General features: G+C 41.8%; 16 protein-coding genes. 7 read left to right on the top strand and 9 right to left on the bottom strand.

All coding sequences use genetic code 11. The features are described from left to right. Positions 1-423: 423 nt before the first annotated feature. Positions 424-582, top strand: coding sequence for a hypothetical protein (locus tag AACT52_RS14850; RefSeq protein ID WP_158054641.1), 159 nt, complete (start codon positions 424-426; stop codon positions 580-582). A 409-nt stretch (positions 583-991) separates the two neighbouring features. Next, the gene (locus AACT52_RS14845; protein ID WP_073631743.1) at positions 992-1,969 is read left to right on the top strand and encodes a class I SAM-dependent methyltransferase; all 978 of its coding nucleotides are present in this window, start codon (positions 992-994) and stop codon (positions 1,967-1,969) included. Positions 1,970-2,125: 156 nt separating this feature from the next. Here AACT52_RS14845 and AACT52_RS14840 read toward each other — a convergent pair whose 3' ends face one another. After that, positions 2,126-2,359, bottom strand: coding sequence for a hypothetical protein (locus AACT52_RS14840; protein ID WP_073631741.1), 234 nt, complete (start codon positions 2,357-2,359; stop codon positions 2,126-2,128). Positions 2,360-2,519: 160 nt separating this feature from the next. On the opposite strand from AACT52_RS14840, the gene AACT52_RS14835 reads away from it, so the two are divergent. From AACT52_RS14835 to AACT52_RS14825, 3 genes are all read left to right on the top strand, one after another. Beyond that, the gene (locus AACT52_RS14835; RefSeq protein ID WP_073631739.1) at positions 2,520-5,732 is read left to right on the top strand and encodes a DEAD/DEAH box helicase; all 3,213 of its coding nucleotides are present in this window, start codon (positions 2,520-2,522) and stop codon (positions 5,730-5,732) included. Between the two features lie 83 nt (positions 5,733-5,815). Further along, positions 5,816-6,184 (top strand): four helix bundle protein, encoded by a 369-nt coding sequence (locus AACT52_RS14830; RefSeq protein WP_073631737.1) that lies wholly within the window; start codon positions 5,816-5,818, stop codon positions 6,182-6,184. A gap of 41 nt (positions 6,185-6,225) precedes the next feature. Continuing rightward, entirely contained in the window at positions 6,226-7,065 is an 840-nt protein-coding gene (locus tag AACT52_RS14825) for an SWIM zinc finger family protein (protein ID WP_073631735.1), read from the top strand. A 38-nt stretch (positions 7,066-7,103) separates the two neighbouring features. Here AACT52_RS14825 and AACT52_RS14820 read toward each other — a convergent pair whose 3' ends face one another. The 4 genes from AACT52_RS14820 to AACT52_RS14805 form a co-directional block, all read right to left on the bottom strand. Then, the gene (locus tag AACT52_RS14820) at positions 7,104-7,799 is read right to left on the bottom strand and encodes an acyltransferase (protein ID WP_073631733.1); all 696 of its coding nucleotides are present in this window, start codon (positions 7,797-7,799) and stop codon (positions 7,104-7,106) included. A 641-nt stretch (positions 7,800-8,440) separates the two neighbouring features. Further along, positions 8,441-8,584: a hypothetical protein gene (locus AACT52_RS14815; RefSeq protein WP_198940920.1), complete on the bottom strand. Its 144-nt coding sequence runs from the start codon at positions 8,582-8,584 to the stop codon at positions 8,441-8,443. A gap of 331 nt (positions 8,585-8,915) precedes the next feature. Continuing rightward, positions 8,916-9,743, bottom strand: coding sequence for an SDR family NAD(P)-dependent oxidoreductase (locus AACT52_RS14810; protein ID WP_073631731.1), 828 nt, complete (start codon positions 9,741-9,743; stop codon positions 8,916-8,918). A gap of 16 nt (positions 9,744-9,759) precedes the next feature. Next, entirely contained in the window at positions 9,760-10,125 is a 366-nt protein-coding gene (locus AACT52_RS14805; RefSeq protein ID WP_073631729.1) for a (2Fe-2S) ferredoxin domain-containing protein, read from the bottom strand. 81 nt (positions 10,126-10,206) lie between these two features. Between AACT52_RS14805 and AACT52_RS14800 the strand changes: the two genes are divergently transcribed. Continuing rightward, positions 10,207-10,842: a TetR/AcrR family transcriptional regulator gene (locus AACT52_RS14800; RefSeq protein WP_073631727.1), complete on the top strand. Its 636-nt coding sequence runs from the start codon at positions 10,207-10,209 to the stop codon at positions 10,840-10,842. A 317-nt stretch (positions 10,843-11,159) separates the two neighbouring features. Here AACT52_RS14800 and AACT52_RS14795 read toward each other — a convergent pair whose 3' ends face one another. Beyond that, entirely contained in the window at positions 11,160-11,507 is a 348-nt protein-coding gene (locus AACT52_RS14795) for an antibiotic biosynthesis monooxygenase (protein WP_073631725.1), read from the bottom strand. 47 nt (positions 11,508-11,554) lie between these two features. Next, positions 11,555-12,256, bottom strand: a complete 702-nt coding sequence (locus AACT52_RS14790) for a hypothetical protein (RefSeq protein ID WP_073631722.1) — start codon at positions 12,254-12,256, stop codon at positions 11,555-11,557. Between the two features lie 290 nt (positions 12,257-12,546). Here AACT52_RS14790 and AACT52_RS14785 point away from each other — a divergent pair, with 290 nt between their 5' ends. Beyond that, the gene (locus AACT52_RS14785) at positions 12,547-13,332 is read left to right on the top strand and encodes a class II aldolase/adducin family protein (protein WP_073631720.1); all 786 of its coding nucleotides are present in this window, start codon (positions 12,547-12,549) and stop codon (positions 13,330-13,332) included. 60 nt (positions 13,333-13,392) lie between these two features. Here AACT52_RS14785 and AACT52_RS14780 read toward each other — a convergent pair whose 3' ends face one another. After that, the gene (locus AACT52_RS14780; RefSeq protein WP_073631718.1) at positions 13,393-14,634 is read right to left on the bottom strand and encodes a cysteine desulfurase-like protein; all 1,242 of its coding nucleotides are present in this window, start codon (positions 14,632-14,634) and stop codon (positions 13,393-13,395) included. 184 nt (positions 14,635-14,818) lie between these two features. Beyond that, the gene (locus tag AACT52_RS14775; protein ID WP_073631786.1) at positions 14,819-15,496 is read right to left on the bottom strand and encodes a 2OG-Fe dioxygenase family protein; all 678 of its coding nucleotides are present in this window, start codon (positions 15,494-15,496) and stop codon (positions 14,819-14,821) included. Positions 15,497-15,822: the final 326 nt, after the last annotated feature.

The raw sequence follows: 15,822 nt of genomic DNA, 5'->3' as shown, positions 1-15,822 counted from the left end.
GCGAGCGGAGAGCAGCGCCGTGCGGGGGTTCCCCCCGTTGAGGCGACTGCGGGGGAGGGGATTAAGGGGTGGGGTGCAGTTAACGTGGAAATCATAACTAATTAACCGAACATGATATCATGCCGCAGACAACCAGGCTCATGTTTTACTCTTGACAAAAAAATCTTTAAGTTTTCACGAATCCTATATACTAAAAACAAAACATATCTCACACTGAGATGTCAGCACCCCTGGCTGGCGGCTCGGGGCTTCTAGCCTCAAACCTAAGCGGATTAGCTGACCCGACTCAGTACCGAAGCGTACTACGTTATTGGTAAGTGTTCAAGTTCTCACTCCGGGATGCGTTCGCGCAGCGTGCCGATAGGCATAGCCAGTCCCGGACTCTGAAACCGGACGATTAAACAGGTTTAGAGGGTTAAGCCAGTGTCGCAAGCGAAAGTACCGACCAATAACTTTGTCAAGGCTAACATTACTCCCACTTGGGAAGGCACATCGAGTGCAAAACCGTTATGCGTACAGGTGAGTCCAGTCAGTCATCGGCGGGTTTCCCGCCGTAGGGAACTGGCTCTCCCGTTGGGGTGAACGATTTGAGATGGCAACTGTCCCATTGAAAGTACATTACAAAGGTACACCGAATCTAGTAACCCCAAGGCGGTAATGGTTCACAACAAAGAATGTGTATTGCCGTCCTATAAGGACGGGGTTTCTACCCAAATTTTCGATGAAAAAATAGTTGATGAAAAACGTTTCTCTCCTGATATCTTGCACCTATCCGTATAAACCACAATAAAGCAAAAAGCGCAGAAAGAAAGTTACATTTTCTTATGCGGTTCTTTATCGAAAATAAAGCACTTTACGCTTAGTACTTAGTGTTTCAATAACATTTATTTTTTCAGGTGCAAGATGTGAATCTCTTAATCTTGGCGTTCTTGGCTCAGGAGCGGTTTATTAAAAATTCATTGTTTATAATCGCTGAGGGGGTAGGTGCATCATGTCTAAATGTCCTATTTGCGAAAGTGACACTAAGAAAATATTAAATGTAAAAGAAATGGTTCAAGGAACGCGAGAGATATTCCGTTATGGATTATGCTCTGAGTGTCACACCTTGTTTTTACTTCCAGAAGATATTCCTGACAATCTAGCTAAGTACTACGAAGATTATGATGCTCTTTCTTCAGCCAATACCTTTAATATCAAAGAATGGAAGAAAAAAATAAAAAATATTTTTATATATCCTTACTATAGATACCTCATGCTCAATAATAATTTGAGAAGCAAAGCTATATATAGTATTTTGGAACAAAGATTAAGTCTTGGATTAAGAGCATTGATTGGTGTTATACCAAGCTTAGATGCTCAGATTCTTGATATTGGTAGTGGTAGTGGCTCTTTAGTACAAATTTTGGTTGAGTTTGGATTTATAAATACTATAGGATGTGATCCTTTTATTGACGCTGATCTTGTATTTAATAATGGAGCTAAAATATTGAAGAAGGATTTACCGAGCATGACTGGTAAATTCGATTTAATTACATTAAACCACTCATTTGAGCATTTTCCTAATCCTTTTGAAGCGGCAGCCAAAATAGATGAACTACTTAAGGTGGGAGGTATATGTATTTTAAGATTTCCGAATTTTGATTCAATAGAATTTAGGAAATTTCAGGAAAACTGGTGGGGATTTCATGCCCCTCGTCATTTTTTCATATACTCCCGAAAAAGCCTAGAAATTATATTTAACAAGACGAATCTTTCAATATACAATTCTTATTGTGACTCTCAGTGGTTTAACTATGTCCATAGCTATGAATATTCTTTAGATATTGACCATCGTTCACCTATCTCAGCGACAAATGGAGGAGGTCTATGGATCAACGAAGATATAACCTACTGGAGTAAAAAAGCAAAAAGAGCTAATGAAAAATTAGTTGGAGACTGGATTGTATATTATCTCCGAAAAGATAGATGAATAATGTTTTGAAATTTTTTTAGAAGTCAATACTATTCAGTTAAGGATTTTTTATGACAGCGTATCCCTCACGGGACGCTTTGCGACGAGTCCGTGGCACGAATGTGCCGCCCTTGTACAGGTGTAGAGACGTTCCATGGAACGTCTCTACAAAGGTTACTCTACTACCTGTCCGGTTCTTCCAGCTTTCTGCATGGATAACTCTTCTGATGGAATATCCTCACCGTTCCTCTGTAGCTTGAACTTGAACTGATACACACCATCGGCAAGAGTGACAGTTGCAACTGAATCTACTGTGGTTCTCATCAGTTCGTATGCCGCTTGGTTTGCCGTCATTTGATGACACTCTGGATCGTGGGCAATCCAGACAGCGGCTGGAACAATTTCCATGAATGCTTCCAGTTCCTCAGCTCTTGCTCTCGCCAGTGCCTCACTTTAGTAGAATCAAAAAATTCTAAATTCTTTGCATAATTGTGTAAAACCCCATACCTACTTTTGGTAAAGTAATCTAGAGCCTCTAGAACTTCTAGACAATCCAAAACCTGGACTCATGAAAGTAATTCATGGTACATGGATACCCAACACAGTCGCTGACTTTATTCAGCCAGGGTCTTTTTATCTGTGGGTAGAAACCCCTGAACTCAAAAAACATCGTTACAAAAATCAACAAATTCACCCTGGACATCTAGCACAGGATGAATTGGTAGCTTTTTTAGCCCAATTAGGCATCAAAGAACCAGCAGCTACCTTAAGCGATCGCATATCTCCCAAATACTTTGCCCTACCAACTGCCAATAATCAGCCCCTTCCTTCACCGGAATTAATTAAGTATTTGGAAATTGAAATTCCTGAAGAATATGAAGGATTTCAATACTGGCAGGTAGATTGTTATGAGGCTGTAATATCTGTCAAAACTGATTCTTATCGAACCTCGAAAGCCATCAATGCTATAAAACTCCTCAATGAAATCCACTTTTTAGCACTATATAGTTCAGGCGAAATTCAACTTGGCTCAGACCTCTTGTTTTGGTATCACTACACTCAAGCCTTTAAACAAGTCATTCTCAAAGACCAATATATTCCTGCACTAAAATACCGTGAATTAGAAGCTACCGTTACTAAGATTAATAAAAAAGCCAAGAAAAAAACTGAGCAAACACAGCCATTTGAAATCTACGCCACTTGGGAAATTATTTCTGAACAATACGAATCAAACCTGAAAAAGTATATCGAATATATGCCGCTAATTTGTGTGGCGGGTTCGGTATCACCTAGTGATCCGGTGGACTTCTTTGATAAAGAAAAGCTTTTGCGTCACTTCAGTGAGTTTCTCCTTCACGATCTAGTCACCCACACACCCTCAACGGCTGCTTTTGACAAACAAATTGCTGATTCCCTCATTCACCATTGCTTACATCCAAACAGCTACAACCCACAGACAACGGATACTGCTTTAGAAGAATACAAGCAATGGTTGACATGGAAAACCAAAATTACCCGTACCCAAAGCGACTCCCCTTTTCATCTCTGCTTTCAGTTGCACTCTCCTCCCCCAGAGACAATAGATAACTGGCAAATTCAATTCCTCGTAGCTAGCAAACAAGATCCCTCGCTGAAACTAGCGCTGGCTGACTACTGGACAATGAGTCAAAAAACCAAAACAGGGGTACACAAGCAGTTTGGCAAAGACTTTGAAACGGATCTGCTGCTGAATCTGGGCTATGCAGCACGTATGTATCCTCAGCTATGGCAGGGATTGGAAACACAACACCCCACGGGACTGCAACTCAGCCTAGAAGAGGCTTTTGACTTCCTAAGGGAAAGTGCTTGGGTACTGGAAGATGCTGGTTTCAAAGTCATTGTACCTGCCTGGTATACACCTGCAGGTCGCCGTCGGGCAAAAATTCGCCTGAAAGCATCTGGTAGCAAACTATCTGCAACGAAAAGCAAGACAAAAAGCTATTTCAGCCTTGACTCACTGGTAGAGTATCAGTATGAACTGGCAATTGGTGACCAAGTTGTAACTTCACAGGAATGGGAACAACTCATCAACGCTAAAACTCCCCTGGTGCATTTTCGCGGTCAATGGATGGAATTAGACCGAGATAAAATGCAGCAGTTCCTGGAATTTTGGCAGTCACACGCTGATGAAAAATCAGAAATGACGATGCTAGAGTTCCTGCAACGTAGTGCTGAAGCGGGTGACGACTGGGAATTTGAATATGACGAATTTTTGTCTGAAACAATGGCAAAGTTGCAAGACAAAAGCCGCCTGGAACCCATTTCTGAGCTGCTACAGTTGCAAGGAAATCTGCGTGAGTATCAAAAGCGCGGCGTCTCATGGTTGCAATACTTGGAAAGATTGGGATTGAATGGCTGTCTGGCGGACGATATGGGCTTGGGTAAGTCGGTGCAGGTGATTGCTAGACTCGTGCAGGAGAGAGATGAGGGAGATGGGGGAGTAACATCCTCCGTAATGCCTACACTATTAATCGCTCCGACTTCAGTTGTGGGAAACTGGCAGAAAGAAATCCTCAAATTTGCACCTCATCTTAAAACGATGGTGCATCACGGTAGTAACCGTATTCAGCAACAGGCAGACTTTAAAGCAGCGAGTCTACAGCATGATGTGGTGATTAGTTCCTTTACCCTGGCTCGCAAAGATGAAAAACTACTTAGTAGTGTCAACTGGCAGCGGGTGGTACTGGATGAAGCGCAAAATATTAAAAATCCCAAAGCTGCACAGACCAAAGCAATTTTGAAACTCTCAGCAAAACACAAACTTGCCTTAACTGGAACTCCTGTAGAAAACCGCTTGCTAGATTTGTGGTCAATTTTTAACTTTCTCAATCCTGGCTACTTGGGGAAAGAAGCGCAGTTTCGCAAGTCCTTTGAGATTCCCATTCAAAAAGAGAATGACAAAATAAAATCAACGACTCTCAAAAAGTTAGTTGAACCATTGATTTTACGGCGCGTCAAGACTGACCAATCTATCATCAATGATTTGCCAGATAAAATTGAACAAAAACTCTACACAAATTTAACGAAAGAACAGGCATCACTCTACGAAGTTGTTGTCAAGGATGTGGAGGAAAAACTGCAAACAGCAGAGGGAATTCAACGCAAAGGATTAATCCTCTCAACGCTGATGAAATTGAAGCAGATTTGCAACCATCCAGCACAGTTTTTACAAGATGGGAGCGAATTTTTACCTGAGCGATCGCATAAATTAAGTCGTTTAGCAGAGATGGTGGAAGAGGCTTTATCAGAAGGAGAAAACCTCCTCATTTTTAGTCAATTCACTGAAATTTGCGAAAATATAGAGAAATATCTCAAACATTCTCTCCATTGCAATACCTACTATCTACACGGGGGTACTAGCCGCCAAAGACGGGAAAAGATGATTGCAGAATTCCAAGACCCAGAAACAGAATCATCTGTTTTTATACTTTCTCTGAAAGCAGGTGGTGTTGGCATTACCCTTACGAAAGCTAACCATGTTTTCCACTTTGACCGTTGGTGGAATCCAGCAGTAGAAAATCAAGCAACTGACAGAGCTTTTCGTATTGGTCAAAAGAAGAATGTTTTTGTCCATAAATTTGTTGCCATTGGCACTTTAGAAGAGAGGATTGACCAAATGATTGAAGATAAGAAAAAACTCTCTGCTGCTGTCGTTGGTGCTGATGAGTCTTGGTTAACAGAATTGGATAATGAAGCTTTTAAGGAACTTATCGCGTTAAATAAAAGCGCGATATTAGAATAGAGAACTCAGAACTCCGCAGCTAGGAACTCAGAATTTTGGGTTATAACAACTAAGTCCTATGTTCTGAACTTTAGGAGTCAGTGATGAAGAGGGAGCCAGCAAAAACTTTTCAGGATTTGATTGTTTGGCAAAAGGCGCATCAATTTGTTTTAGGAGTCTATCAATTTAGTGCTGATTTCCCCAAAACAGAGGTTTACGGATTGACTTCTCAACTGAGGCGAGCAGCAGTTTCTATTCCAGCTAATATTGCAGAAGGATTTAGGAAAAAAACGGCTCCTGATAAACTACGGTTTATCAATATTGCCCATTGCTCTTTAGAAGAGTGCCGTTATTACTTGATTCTAGCAAAAGACCTTGAGTACGGGAATAGTTTAGAATTGACATCTCAACTTGAAGAAGTCAGCAGGTTACTTACAGCCTATTCTACTTCCATTCTCAATTCCGACTCCTGAGTTCTGAGTTGTGCATTCTGAGTTCTTTTCTGGAGGAATTTATGGCTAAATTTAGTCGAACTTGGTGGGGCGATCGCTTTATTAAAGCACTAGAAGCTTTTACCGATGAAGCCAGACTACAACGCGGACGTTCCTATGCTCGTGGTGGGAAAGTGTTGAGCTTTGAAATTGAGCAAAATCACATCACAGCTATGGTAAAAGGGTCAGTTAATCCCTACTTTGGAGTTTACAAAGAACCAACATACAACATTTCAATAGAAATTACATCCATTGCCAAAACACGCTGGAATGAAATTATCCAGCAACTTTCATCTAAAGCGAGTATTGTTTCTCGGCTACTACTTAACGAAGTCCCAGAAAACATTGAAGACTCTTTTTCGGAATCAGGATTACACCTATTACCTCATAGCAAAAAGGATTTCAAAACTTCATGCTCTTGTCCAGATTATGCCAATCCCTGCAAACACATTGCTGGGGTTTACTATCTCGTTGCTTCTCAACTAGATCAGAACCCATTTTTGCTATTTGAACTACGGGGATTATCGAAAGCAGAACTTCAGGCAAAACTAGCTGAATCACCTTTGGGTAAAGCGCTTTCTGAGGAACTTGATGCTAAAGAAATTGAGATAGAAGCTTCGACTTCTTTGTATACAAAGCTTTCTAAACAGCAGATAGACCAAAAGCCTAGCGCAAGGGAATTTTGGTTAGGGACAAAGCGATTACCTCAAACGATTGAAGTTGCAACTCCCAGCGCAGTTTCAGCAATTTTGATTAAGAAACAGGGTGATTTCCCAGCTTTTTGGCAAAAGGATAATTCTTTTATTGAAGCAATGGAGGAATTATATCAGCGAGTGAAAACAAAGAATCAGAATTTGATGTAACTGATAATCTTTGTTGTAGGAAAGACTAGGCAGCAGCGTTAGTCTTTAGTATTCACCCGTTGCTTGCTAGTTCGGTTTTTGATAACTCGTGCAGGTACACCGACAACGACGGAGTAGGGAGGAACATCTTTGGTCACAACCGCTCCTGTACTAATGACACTACCTTCACCAATAGTTACTCCGTTTAATATCGTCACTCCATGACCCAGCCAACAATCATCCTCAATCACAATTCCCTTGCGAGAAATACCTTGGTATTTAATTGGCTCTATGGGATTTGAAAAATTATAATTATTTGCATATATTCCAGAGTTTGCTGCAATAAGACATCGCTTGCCAATTTTGATGTCTCCAGATCCAGCAATACAAACACCAGGACCGATGAAAGTATCTTGTTCGATGTGTATGTAAGTGTTCTCCAAACACTGGATATTAACGTTACGCTCAATCGTAACTCCATTGTCCAAATAAATTTTATTATTTTTGTGTCCTCGTGCATCTATACGAACACCTTTGAAAATACGCACCCCGTTTCCAATTTCAATAGAAGAAGTCCCGGTAAATTTAACCCCCTCTTGAATATAAACTGAGCTACCTATCCGTGAAAAGATACTACGATATACCAGATTTCGCAGCTTTGGTCCTAAATCAATTATTGAAATTTCTCTTAATAAAGTAGTTACTAAAATTTCTTGTAAACGTATCCCTGTTGAAAAAGAATATTCGGTAGTCATGAGTATTTCCTTTAGATAATAATGCAGTAAATTAAGCCTTAAAAAATTTGTCAACAACCGTTGCTGAGGTCTACTATCTGAGAAAGTTCCGTACCGGAACAAGACCAAAAAAGGCTGGTTTATTCAGTCAAAACTTACAGTTCTTACTGAAAGAGCGGTGTAACTCAGCAGAGCAATGACTAACCTGGCTTCAAAATGGAGGAGATTAAGCTAATACTCCGTTCCCACAGCTTAAAACTCTGGGATAAGTACTAAAATGTACTTTTAAGAAGTAATTCTTGCTAAGCAAAAAAAGACTTATCGGAGTATTTAATCAAAGATTAATTGCTTAAAAAGCCAGCAATTCAAAGCAAACAGATTTCACCTAACACCATCTCGACAAAGCCTTGGCTTAAGTTCTTCCATATCTAGGAGAACAGGCTAGAGTCGCAGATACCGTAGCAGTGTTACCAAGTTTTTGTAGCTACTTTAAAAACTCAGGTAACAACGTCTACTATAAAATTAGGGTTTTAGAAAGCTTCAGAATCTTGTTAGCTAAAAAACAAAAACACTAACTGGATTTAGCTTATCTCTCGCAAGGCTGGACAGCATTAAGCCCATGCCTCTGATATCTACCACGAGAGCAATTCAAATTTTTCAACTTAGGGTGGAGTCAAACCACCAGGAATTCGTACAGCAGAGACTCTTTGAACAACGGGATTATATCCCAGGAAAAGAGAACCTTTTAACAGTGTTTGGTGGATGTGAGCCTGGAGGGTTGATGGAATAAAACCTGGTCTGATCATAGGAATAACTTCTGAGGCTCTAATTCAGAGTTGCACTATATGCACAAACTCTTTACTTTGCAACTGTCTTTAGACAATTTTAAGTACTCGGTTTAAGTGTAATGTAGGACAAATTCAAATAGCACTGGCTTCGGAGGTATTTAATAGAAATTTTACGAATACTTTACCAAATCTTTATAAAAGTTTAGCTGAATTTATAGTTTAAAATTTCAACAAACTGCCTTTGTGATTCGTTGGCTCATCTAAAATGAGTAAGTTGGCGGGACGAAAAAGTACAAAGGCGATCGCTCCTGCCGCTTTCACTGTACTCTAAATCCTCTCTTGCTAAGGGTTACATATTACAGAGCGATTTACTCAGTTGCCATAATTTTTGGCGGGCTTGGTGATTATATGCCTGCGCGATGGCTTGAGACTCTTGCATCTGGTCAAAATACTTGCCTGTGACACCTTCTAGCTGATGAGATGTTGCAACATAAATGATTGCATCTGCGCCTGACTGCACACTACCTCGATACTCTCCAAACATCTCGCGCACCATCTTTGTATTCAAACGAGATCCAGGATTCAAGCAATTAACTGTGATGCCCTTGTTTTTGAGTTCCTCAGCCAAATCAAAGGTAAACATTATACCTGCCAGTTTGCTTTGGCAATAAGCTTGCATGGGATCATAGTGTTGCTCCAGCATGACATTTTCAAAATCAATTGGCTGCTGTCCAAAAGAGGCAACATTAATAATTCGTGAGGGTACTGTATGCTGTAAACAAGGCAATAGCAGGTGAGTCAGCAAAAACGGGGCAAGGTAATTGACTGCCAAGCGCAACTCATAGCCATCCTGGCTCAATGCACGCTGTGTATCTGTGAGATCACCCGCACCAATGCCTGCATTGTTGATTAAAGTATTTAAAGTGCAGTGCTGAGATCGCACGGCTTCTGCCAAACGCCGCACATCGGCAAGCGATGAGAAGTCTGCTAGATAGTATTCCAGGCGATCGCTCCCGGTTGCAGCAAAAATTTCTTGCAGTGTTACTTCTGCTCGTTCTCGACTACGCCCATGCAAAAGGACAGTTGCTCCCATCTTTGCTAAGTCATGAGCGGTCTGTTTCCCGATACCGTCTGTTGAACCTGTTACCAGAATCACCTGGTCTTGAATGGCTGTCATAGGTTGATAGCCTCTTCTAAAGAAGGCAGCGTTTCAGTGGCTGTCCATTGACAAAATGACTCTCGACTAGTTCAGCAATATCTGCACGTTTGAGGCGACCGTAATAATGTTTGTTAGAGGCAATTTTTTTCTGAATTTTTGTAGGTAACCACGACACTTCATGAGGCTTAGGTTGAGAAATCATAGCAACAGCTCCAGCTTCACAATGGTCGAGACAACCAGAGCGACGAATTTCCACCTGATTTTCTAGCTGTCGCTGTGAAATCTCCTCCTCGAAGGCTTGATAAATTTCCAGCGCTCCACAGTTATGGCAGCAACCCTCTGGATCATTGGCATCACGTTGTTTTGTACAGACAAACAGGCGATATTTGGGTGAATTCATACTGGTATAATGTGAGCCATCACTCATATGATACGAGTGATAACTCACTTTTAGCAACTCGCATTTGATTTGGTGATTCCGATGCCTCGCAAAATTCCCACCATACCCCGTAAATTGCCGCAGCAAGACCGTTCCAAAATAACAGTCGATGCCATTTTGACTGCAACTGCTCGCATTCTCACTGACGAGGGGTATGACAAAGCAAGTACAAATCGGATTGCAGAGCTAGCTGGAGTGAGCATTGGATCGCTGTATCAGTACTTCCCCAACAAAGAAGCCTTAGTCGCTTCACTTGTCGAGCATCATGTCAATGAGATGATTGAGTTGGTCGAATCGAAACTAAAAGATTTGTTCGATGCTCCGATAGAAGTTGCTTTGCCTGAATTAGTGAAAGCGGCGATCGCAGCTCACGCAGTCAATCCAAAACTGCATAAAGTGCTGGATGAGGAAGTCCCTCGAATTGGTCGGCTTAAGCAAGTCGGGAATGCAGAAGAACAAATTAACGCTTTGCTTCGGTCTTATTTAGAGAGATGGCGAGATCAAGTTAAACCACAAAATCTCGATTTGACAGTGTTTATTTTAGGGCGCACTGTTGAATCTTTAACCCATGCAGCAGTTATTGAATGTCCTGAATTGCTGAGCGATGGGCAACTTGAGCAAGAGATTACAAATCTTTTATTGTCCTACCTGGTGGAAAAACAGAACGAGCACGAGTGATACAGCAGAATTCAGCAGTCACGGGTCAGGAGTCAGGAGTAAAACAGCTTTCATATCTGGTGCGTAAAGTCTAGGTTGTTTACCTCACGCAGGAACAAACTGCTGTATTTAGAACCACAGATGCACACCGATTAACACTAGTTATTTATCTGTGTGCATCTGTGTCCATCTGTGGTTTCATTTTCATACAGCACAATTCAGGAGTCAGGAGTAAAACAGTCTTCATATCTAGCGCGTGAAGTCTAGGAGCTGTACCTCACGCACGAACAAACTGCTGTAAATTTGATACCCCTTCTTACCAACCGTCACAGTCCTAGCTATTCGTCGAGATTAGAATTTTGACTCACTGCTGGTTCAATCTCACAAACAACTTCATGTAAATAAGTCGTTGGAGCCTTGACAAACAAGGGCATCATCTGTTTCAAGATATTATCGTAAGCCTCGCTATGATTAGCTTCCATATCTTCCACGTTTTCCCAAAAAATGACCGCAATTCCTTTGTCAGTTCCCGGTTCTTGCAGCATATATGCTTTTTTGAAGCCTTGGGTATAAGTTGAGACAGCTTTTTCGTAAAGTCTTTTAGCTTCTTCAAACTTGCCTGGTTTAAATTCTCCTATTGCAACATAGGCAAATTGATGTTTCAAGAAGTCATGGAAATCTGACATTTTTTTCTCCTTGGATAAAGTTACTGAAAAAGTTCAGATATTCCTTATTATCTAAGGGAAAGATGTTTCATTTTTGTCAGTTCTCCTTCCGAAAGGCGTAAACCAGCAATATTTGGACAGGAAAAGGTTTCTCTACCTCCACATCGGCGATAAATGAGTTCTATTATTTGCTCGGCTGAGTTGCCAAGGAACCACTGGCACAAGCAGCCATCATCTTGAGGAGTCATAGACAAGGGAATAAAACCCTTTTTCTGCCACGCCGCTGCTGCTGCATATATATCGTTAACCCGAAGGGCAACGTGATGGACGGCGTTGACACCGCGCTTGTTCAACAAGATGTCAAGTTTATCGTTCGGCGCATGAGGTACAAGTAACACGAAGATGACACCTGAAGGCATTAACGCTGCGAGGAAATACGTTGATATGTCTTGCGGCAATGCATCAAAGTTGGAGCAAAAGTCATCGGGCCATAGTCCTGGTCCTTCAGTGATTTGGGCACCGTACTTCACCAGTGCATCAGCGTAGTTTGTCAGGGTTTCTCGCTCAGGAAACAGCAGCACAAAGTGGTCTACGATAACTGACTCGCCAAATAGCGTTATAGAAGAGGATGAGTTTAAAAATTCCGGAGTCTTGCAGTTTTCCTTGTACAATAGAACTCCGTCAGCTTCGACAAAAGGTGACTCACTTGCAGTCAAAGTTTCATTTGAATTGTAAGCTGTTGTAGAAGTTGCTAAATACTGATTTTTCATATTGCTCTCCTTTCAAACCAAACTGAACTGCCGATCAAGAAATTTCCATGTCTTCCACAAAGGGTTAACCTCAGGAATGACACACTTGAAAACAGAACCTGAATGAATATGCGAGGAAATAACTTTATAGGCAGGCTTTTCCTAAAGCCAATCCAGAGAGCTTTTAAACAAAATTCTGAGGAGGCTATAATTAAATTATAACCGATGTATAAGTTTACAAAACTTTAAAAACTTAACTTAGAAAAAATTCTGTTGTCTAATAGCAATGGAATTGATATGGAGATAAAACTATGCTCACAATAGACCCCTCAAAATTCTCCAAGGGAGAACTTCCCCATCCACCTAAGTTTGAGCGTGTGGAAGATGAGCGTCTCCATCGCAAGCAGCGTTTGGCTGCTGCCTTTCGTTTGTTCGCTCGTTACGGATTCGATGAAGGCATCGCCGGACACATCACTGCTCGCGACCCTGAGTTGCATGACCATTTTTGGGTTAACCCTTTTGGGCTGTACTTTGGTCACATCCGAGTTTCAGATCTTGTGCTGGTCAACCATAAGGGTGAGGTCGTTGAGGGTGACAAGCCAGTAAATGCTGCTGCTTTCGCTATACACTCGCAGATCCATAAAGCGCGACCAGATGTAGTAGCGGCTGCTCACGCACATTCCCTTTATGGCAAAACCTGGTCAACTTTGGGACGCCTTCTCGACCCACTTACCCAGGATGCTTGCGCTTTCTATGAAGACCACGCTGTGTTTCAGGACTATACTGGAGTGGTGCTGGATTTGGAACAAAGTCAGGATATTGCCACTACTCTGGGGCAAAAGAAAGCGGTCATTCTTCGCAACCATGGTTTACTGACAGTTGGTCGCTCAGTGGATGAAACAGCGTGGTGGTTCATCACAATGGATCGCTCGTGTCAATCGCAGTTAATGGCTGAAGCAGCAGGGAAGCCAGTGCTGATTAACCCTGATACCGCTAGTCTGACTTATCGCCAAGTTGGATCACATTTCATGGGTTGGTTCAGTTTCCAGTCACTGTATGACATGATTGTCCGCCAGCAACCCGACTTATTGGACTGAATGTCGAGCAAAGGAGTGTAAAGACGTTGCACTGGAACGTCTTTACACACACGGATTACTCTACACCCTCTGCGACAGCGCTTTCAACAAACGCTGAATCTCTTCAACGGTGTTATAGTGTACAAGCCCAATCCGCAGAAGTCCCCCGCTTGACTCAACTCCTAACTTCTCGGTAAGACCAAGCGCATAAAAGTTGCCGTTCCAAGTAAAAATACCCTGCTCACCCAACGCTTTGGCAATGGCGTGAGGTGGTTGCCCAGCAAGTCGGATGCCAACGGTTGGTGTCCGCCAGTCAAAGCGGGTTGGATCGGTGATGCCGTATAAAGTTAGATCAGGAACTTGTAACAATCCTGTAACCAACTTTTGGCACAAATCTCTTTCGTATTGCTTAATTGCGATCATCGCTGCTAACAAAGCTTCTCGGCGGTTCTTAACACCTGGCAACACTCGATGACCTATTTGGGTTAAGTAGTTGATTGCTGCCACCAACCCCGCTAGCCCCTCGTAGTTCTGGGTTCCAGTTTCCCAACGAGATGGAAGTTCTTCTGGGGCTGGCTGGACTTTGTAAGGACGCAGCCGTTCAAGATGCTCACGCTTTGCATACAATACTCCAACATGGGGTCCAAAGAATTTATAAGCGGAGCAAGCGAGAAAGTCGCACTCAAGCACGTGTACGTCAATTGGAGCATGAGCAACGTAATGAACTGCATCAACAAAAACCATCGCCCCAACAGCATGAGCTAATTTTACAACTGTTGCCACGTCGTTAATTGTGCCGACAGCGTTGGACGCATACCCCACTGCAACTAATCGCGTCCGCTCATTCATCTGCTGCTGGAGATGGTTCATGTTTAGCGTGCAGTCTTCTACGTTGATATCAACCTCACGAATCACAACACCGGGTTCGGAAAGCGCATACCAAGGTGAAACGTTGGCATAATGGTCTAGCTTGGTGACAATAATTTCATCACCGGGTTGGAGTTCGCGGGCGATCGCTCGACTCAAGGTATACGTCAGCGTGGTCATGTTTGCACCAAAGACCACTTCGTCCAAATTGCACCCCAATAAATCAGCTATGGCTGCACGAGCTGAAGTGATGAGTGCATCTGTCCGCTGACTTGTGGCAAAAGCCCCGTGAGCATTGGCGTTTGACTTTAGTAGGTATTCGGCGATCGCATCTATCACGCTACTTGGCACCTGAGTACCACCAGGTCCATCAAAGAAAATCACAGGTTGATCATTGATTTGTTGTGAAAGTGCTGGAAACTGATTGCGTATCCACCCCAAGTCAAGGTCAACCATAAAAAACTCCTTTATTTTTGATAGAGGTTAACGTCTGGATATTTAATTTAATTTTTTACTAACACAGAACGCAGAAATCAGTTGTCAGAACGAGAGGCAATTTAAACATTTGGGATGCTCCCGTCGGTTGTACCGTCAAATAATTGCATTCTGAGTTCTGTGTTCTGAGTTCTCTTGTTCTTCTTCAATTCTCTTTGGACGGAATCAATCCTGGACAAGTTAACACAAACACATCTCTCACACCGCCCTCTAAGGCTATTGCATTGATAGCAGACGTAAAATGGAAAAATTCCTTGTCGCTGAATACTAACATTTCCCCAGGATTGAGAATTTTGTTCAAAACTGGGCTGTCATCCTTAGATTTATAGAGATGAGTTTCTCCCCCTTCAATCCTTTCTCTATTCACAGAGAATATACAAATCATGTCTACTCCATCTTTATGGATTCCCTCTGGGGCTGGTTCGCCTATTTGCTCTGAGGAAGCGGTGATTCTAATCTGATGAACTGCAACTTCTTTGTAGGTTGAGCAGACTTTACAAAACTCGAAAAATTCTAAAATAATTCTCTGAAAATCTTCCAATTGTATCAGTTCATCATCTAGTTCTGGATACTCCCTGACTAGATTACCCAGTAAAGGATTATATTGTCTTGCCTGATAGAAAGGTCTATGGGGCAGCTTGATTATGCTGTTGCCAGAAATTTTAAAATGAGAGAGTCGCCTAAAACGATAGTTGCCTGCCAAATATGGATCTACAGGAAGCTTGTTAAACAAAGGCTTCAGCTTATCTACATTTATAGAAGATATGTTTTCTAAAGCGTAACTGGTAATACAATTAAAGTCTTTTTTTCGTAATTCCAACATTTTACTATCCTCCTCAGGTTGACCAAATATAGCCATGTTGACACTTTCAAAAATTTGGCTTGGCTATATGGTCGAACCCAATGTGAAAATTTCCAGTCAAAATGTGAACCATTCTACTGCTAAGAAAAAATTTCCTTGGCGCAAAAAATCCCCTTGAGCTATGCTCAATTTTTGCTAGCAGCTATAATGCTCAAATTGTTGATGCTAATCTGGCACCGTTAAATTTTGTTATTTTACAGTTTCGATAATTTTCAGATTTATTTAACTTAGTTTTTTGTGGTTTTCTTTAGATGTTGGTGCTTTTGTTTTACACCTTTTTCCTTAAT

It is taken from the genome of Scytonema sp. HK-05, from assembly GCF_963872035.1.
Lineage (GTDB): Bacteria > Cyanobacteriota > Cyanobacteriia > Cyanobacteriales > Nostocaceae > Kalymmatonema.
This window is presented reverse-complemented; position numbering and strand designations above follow the sequence as displayed.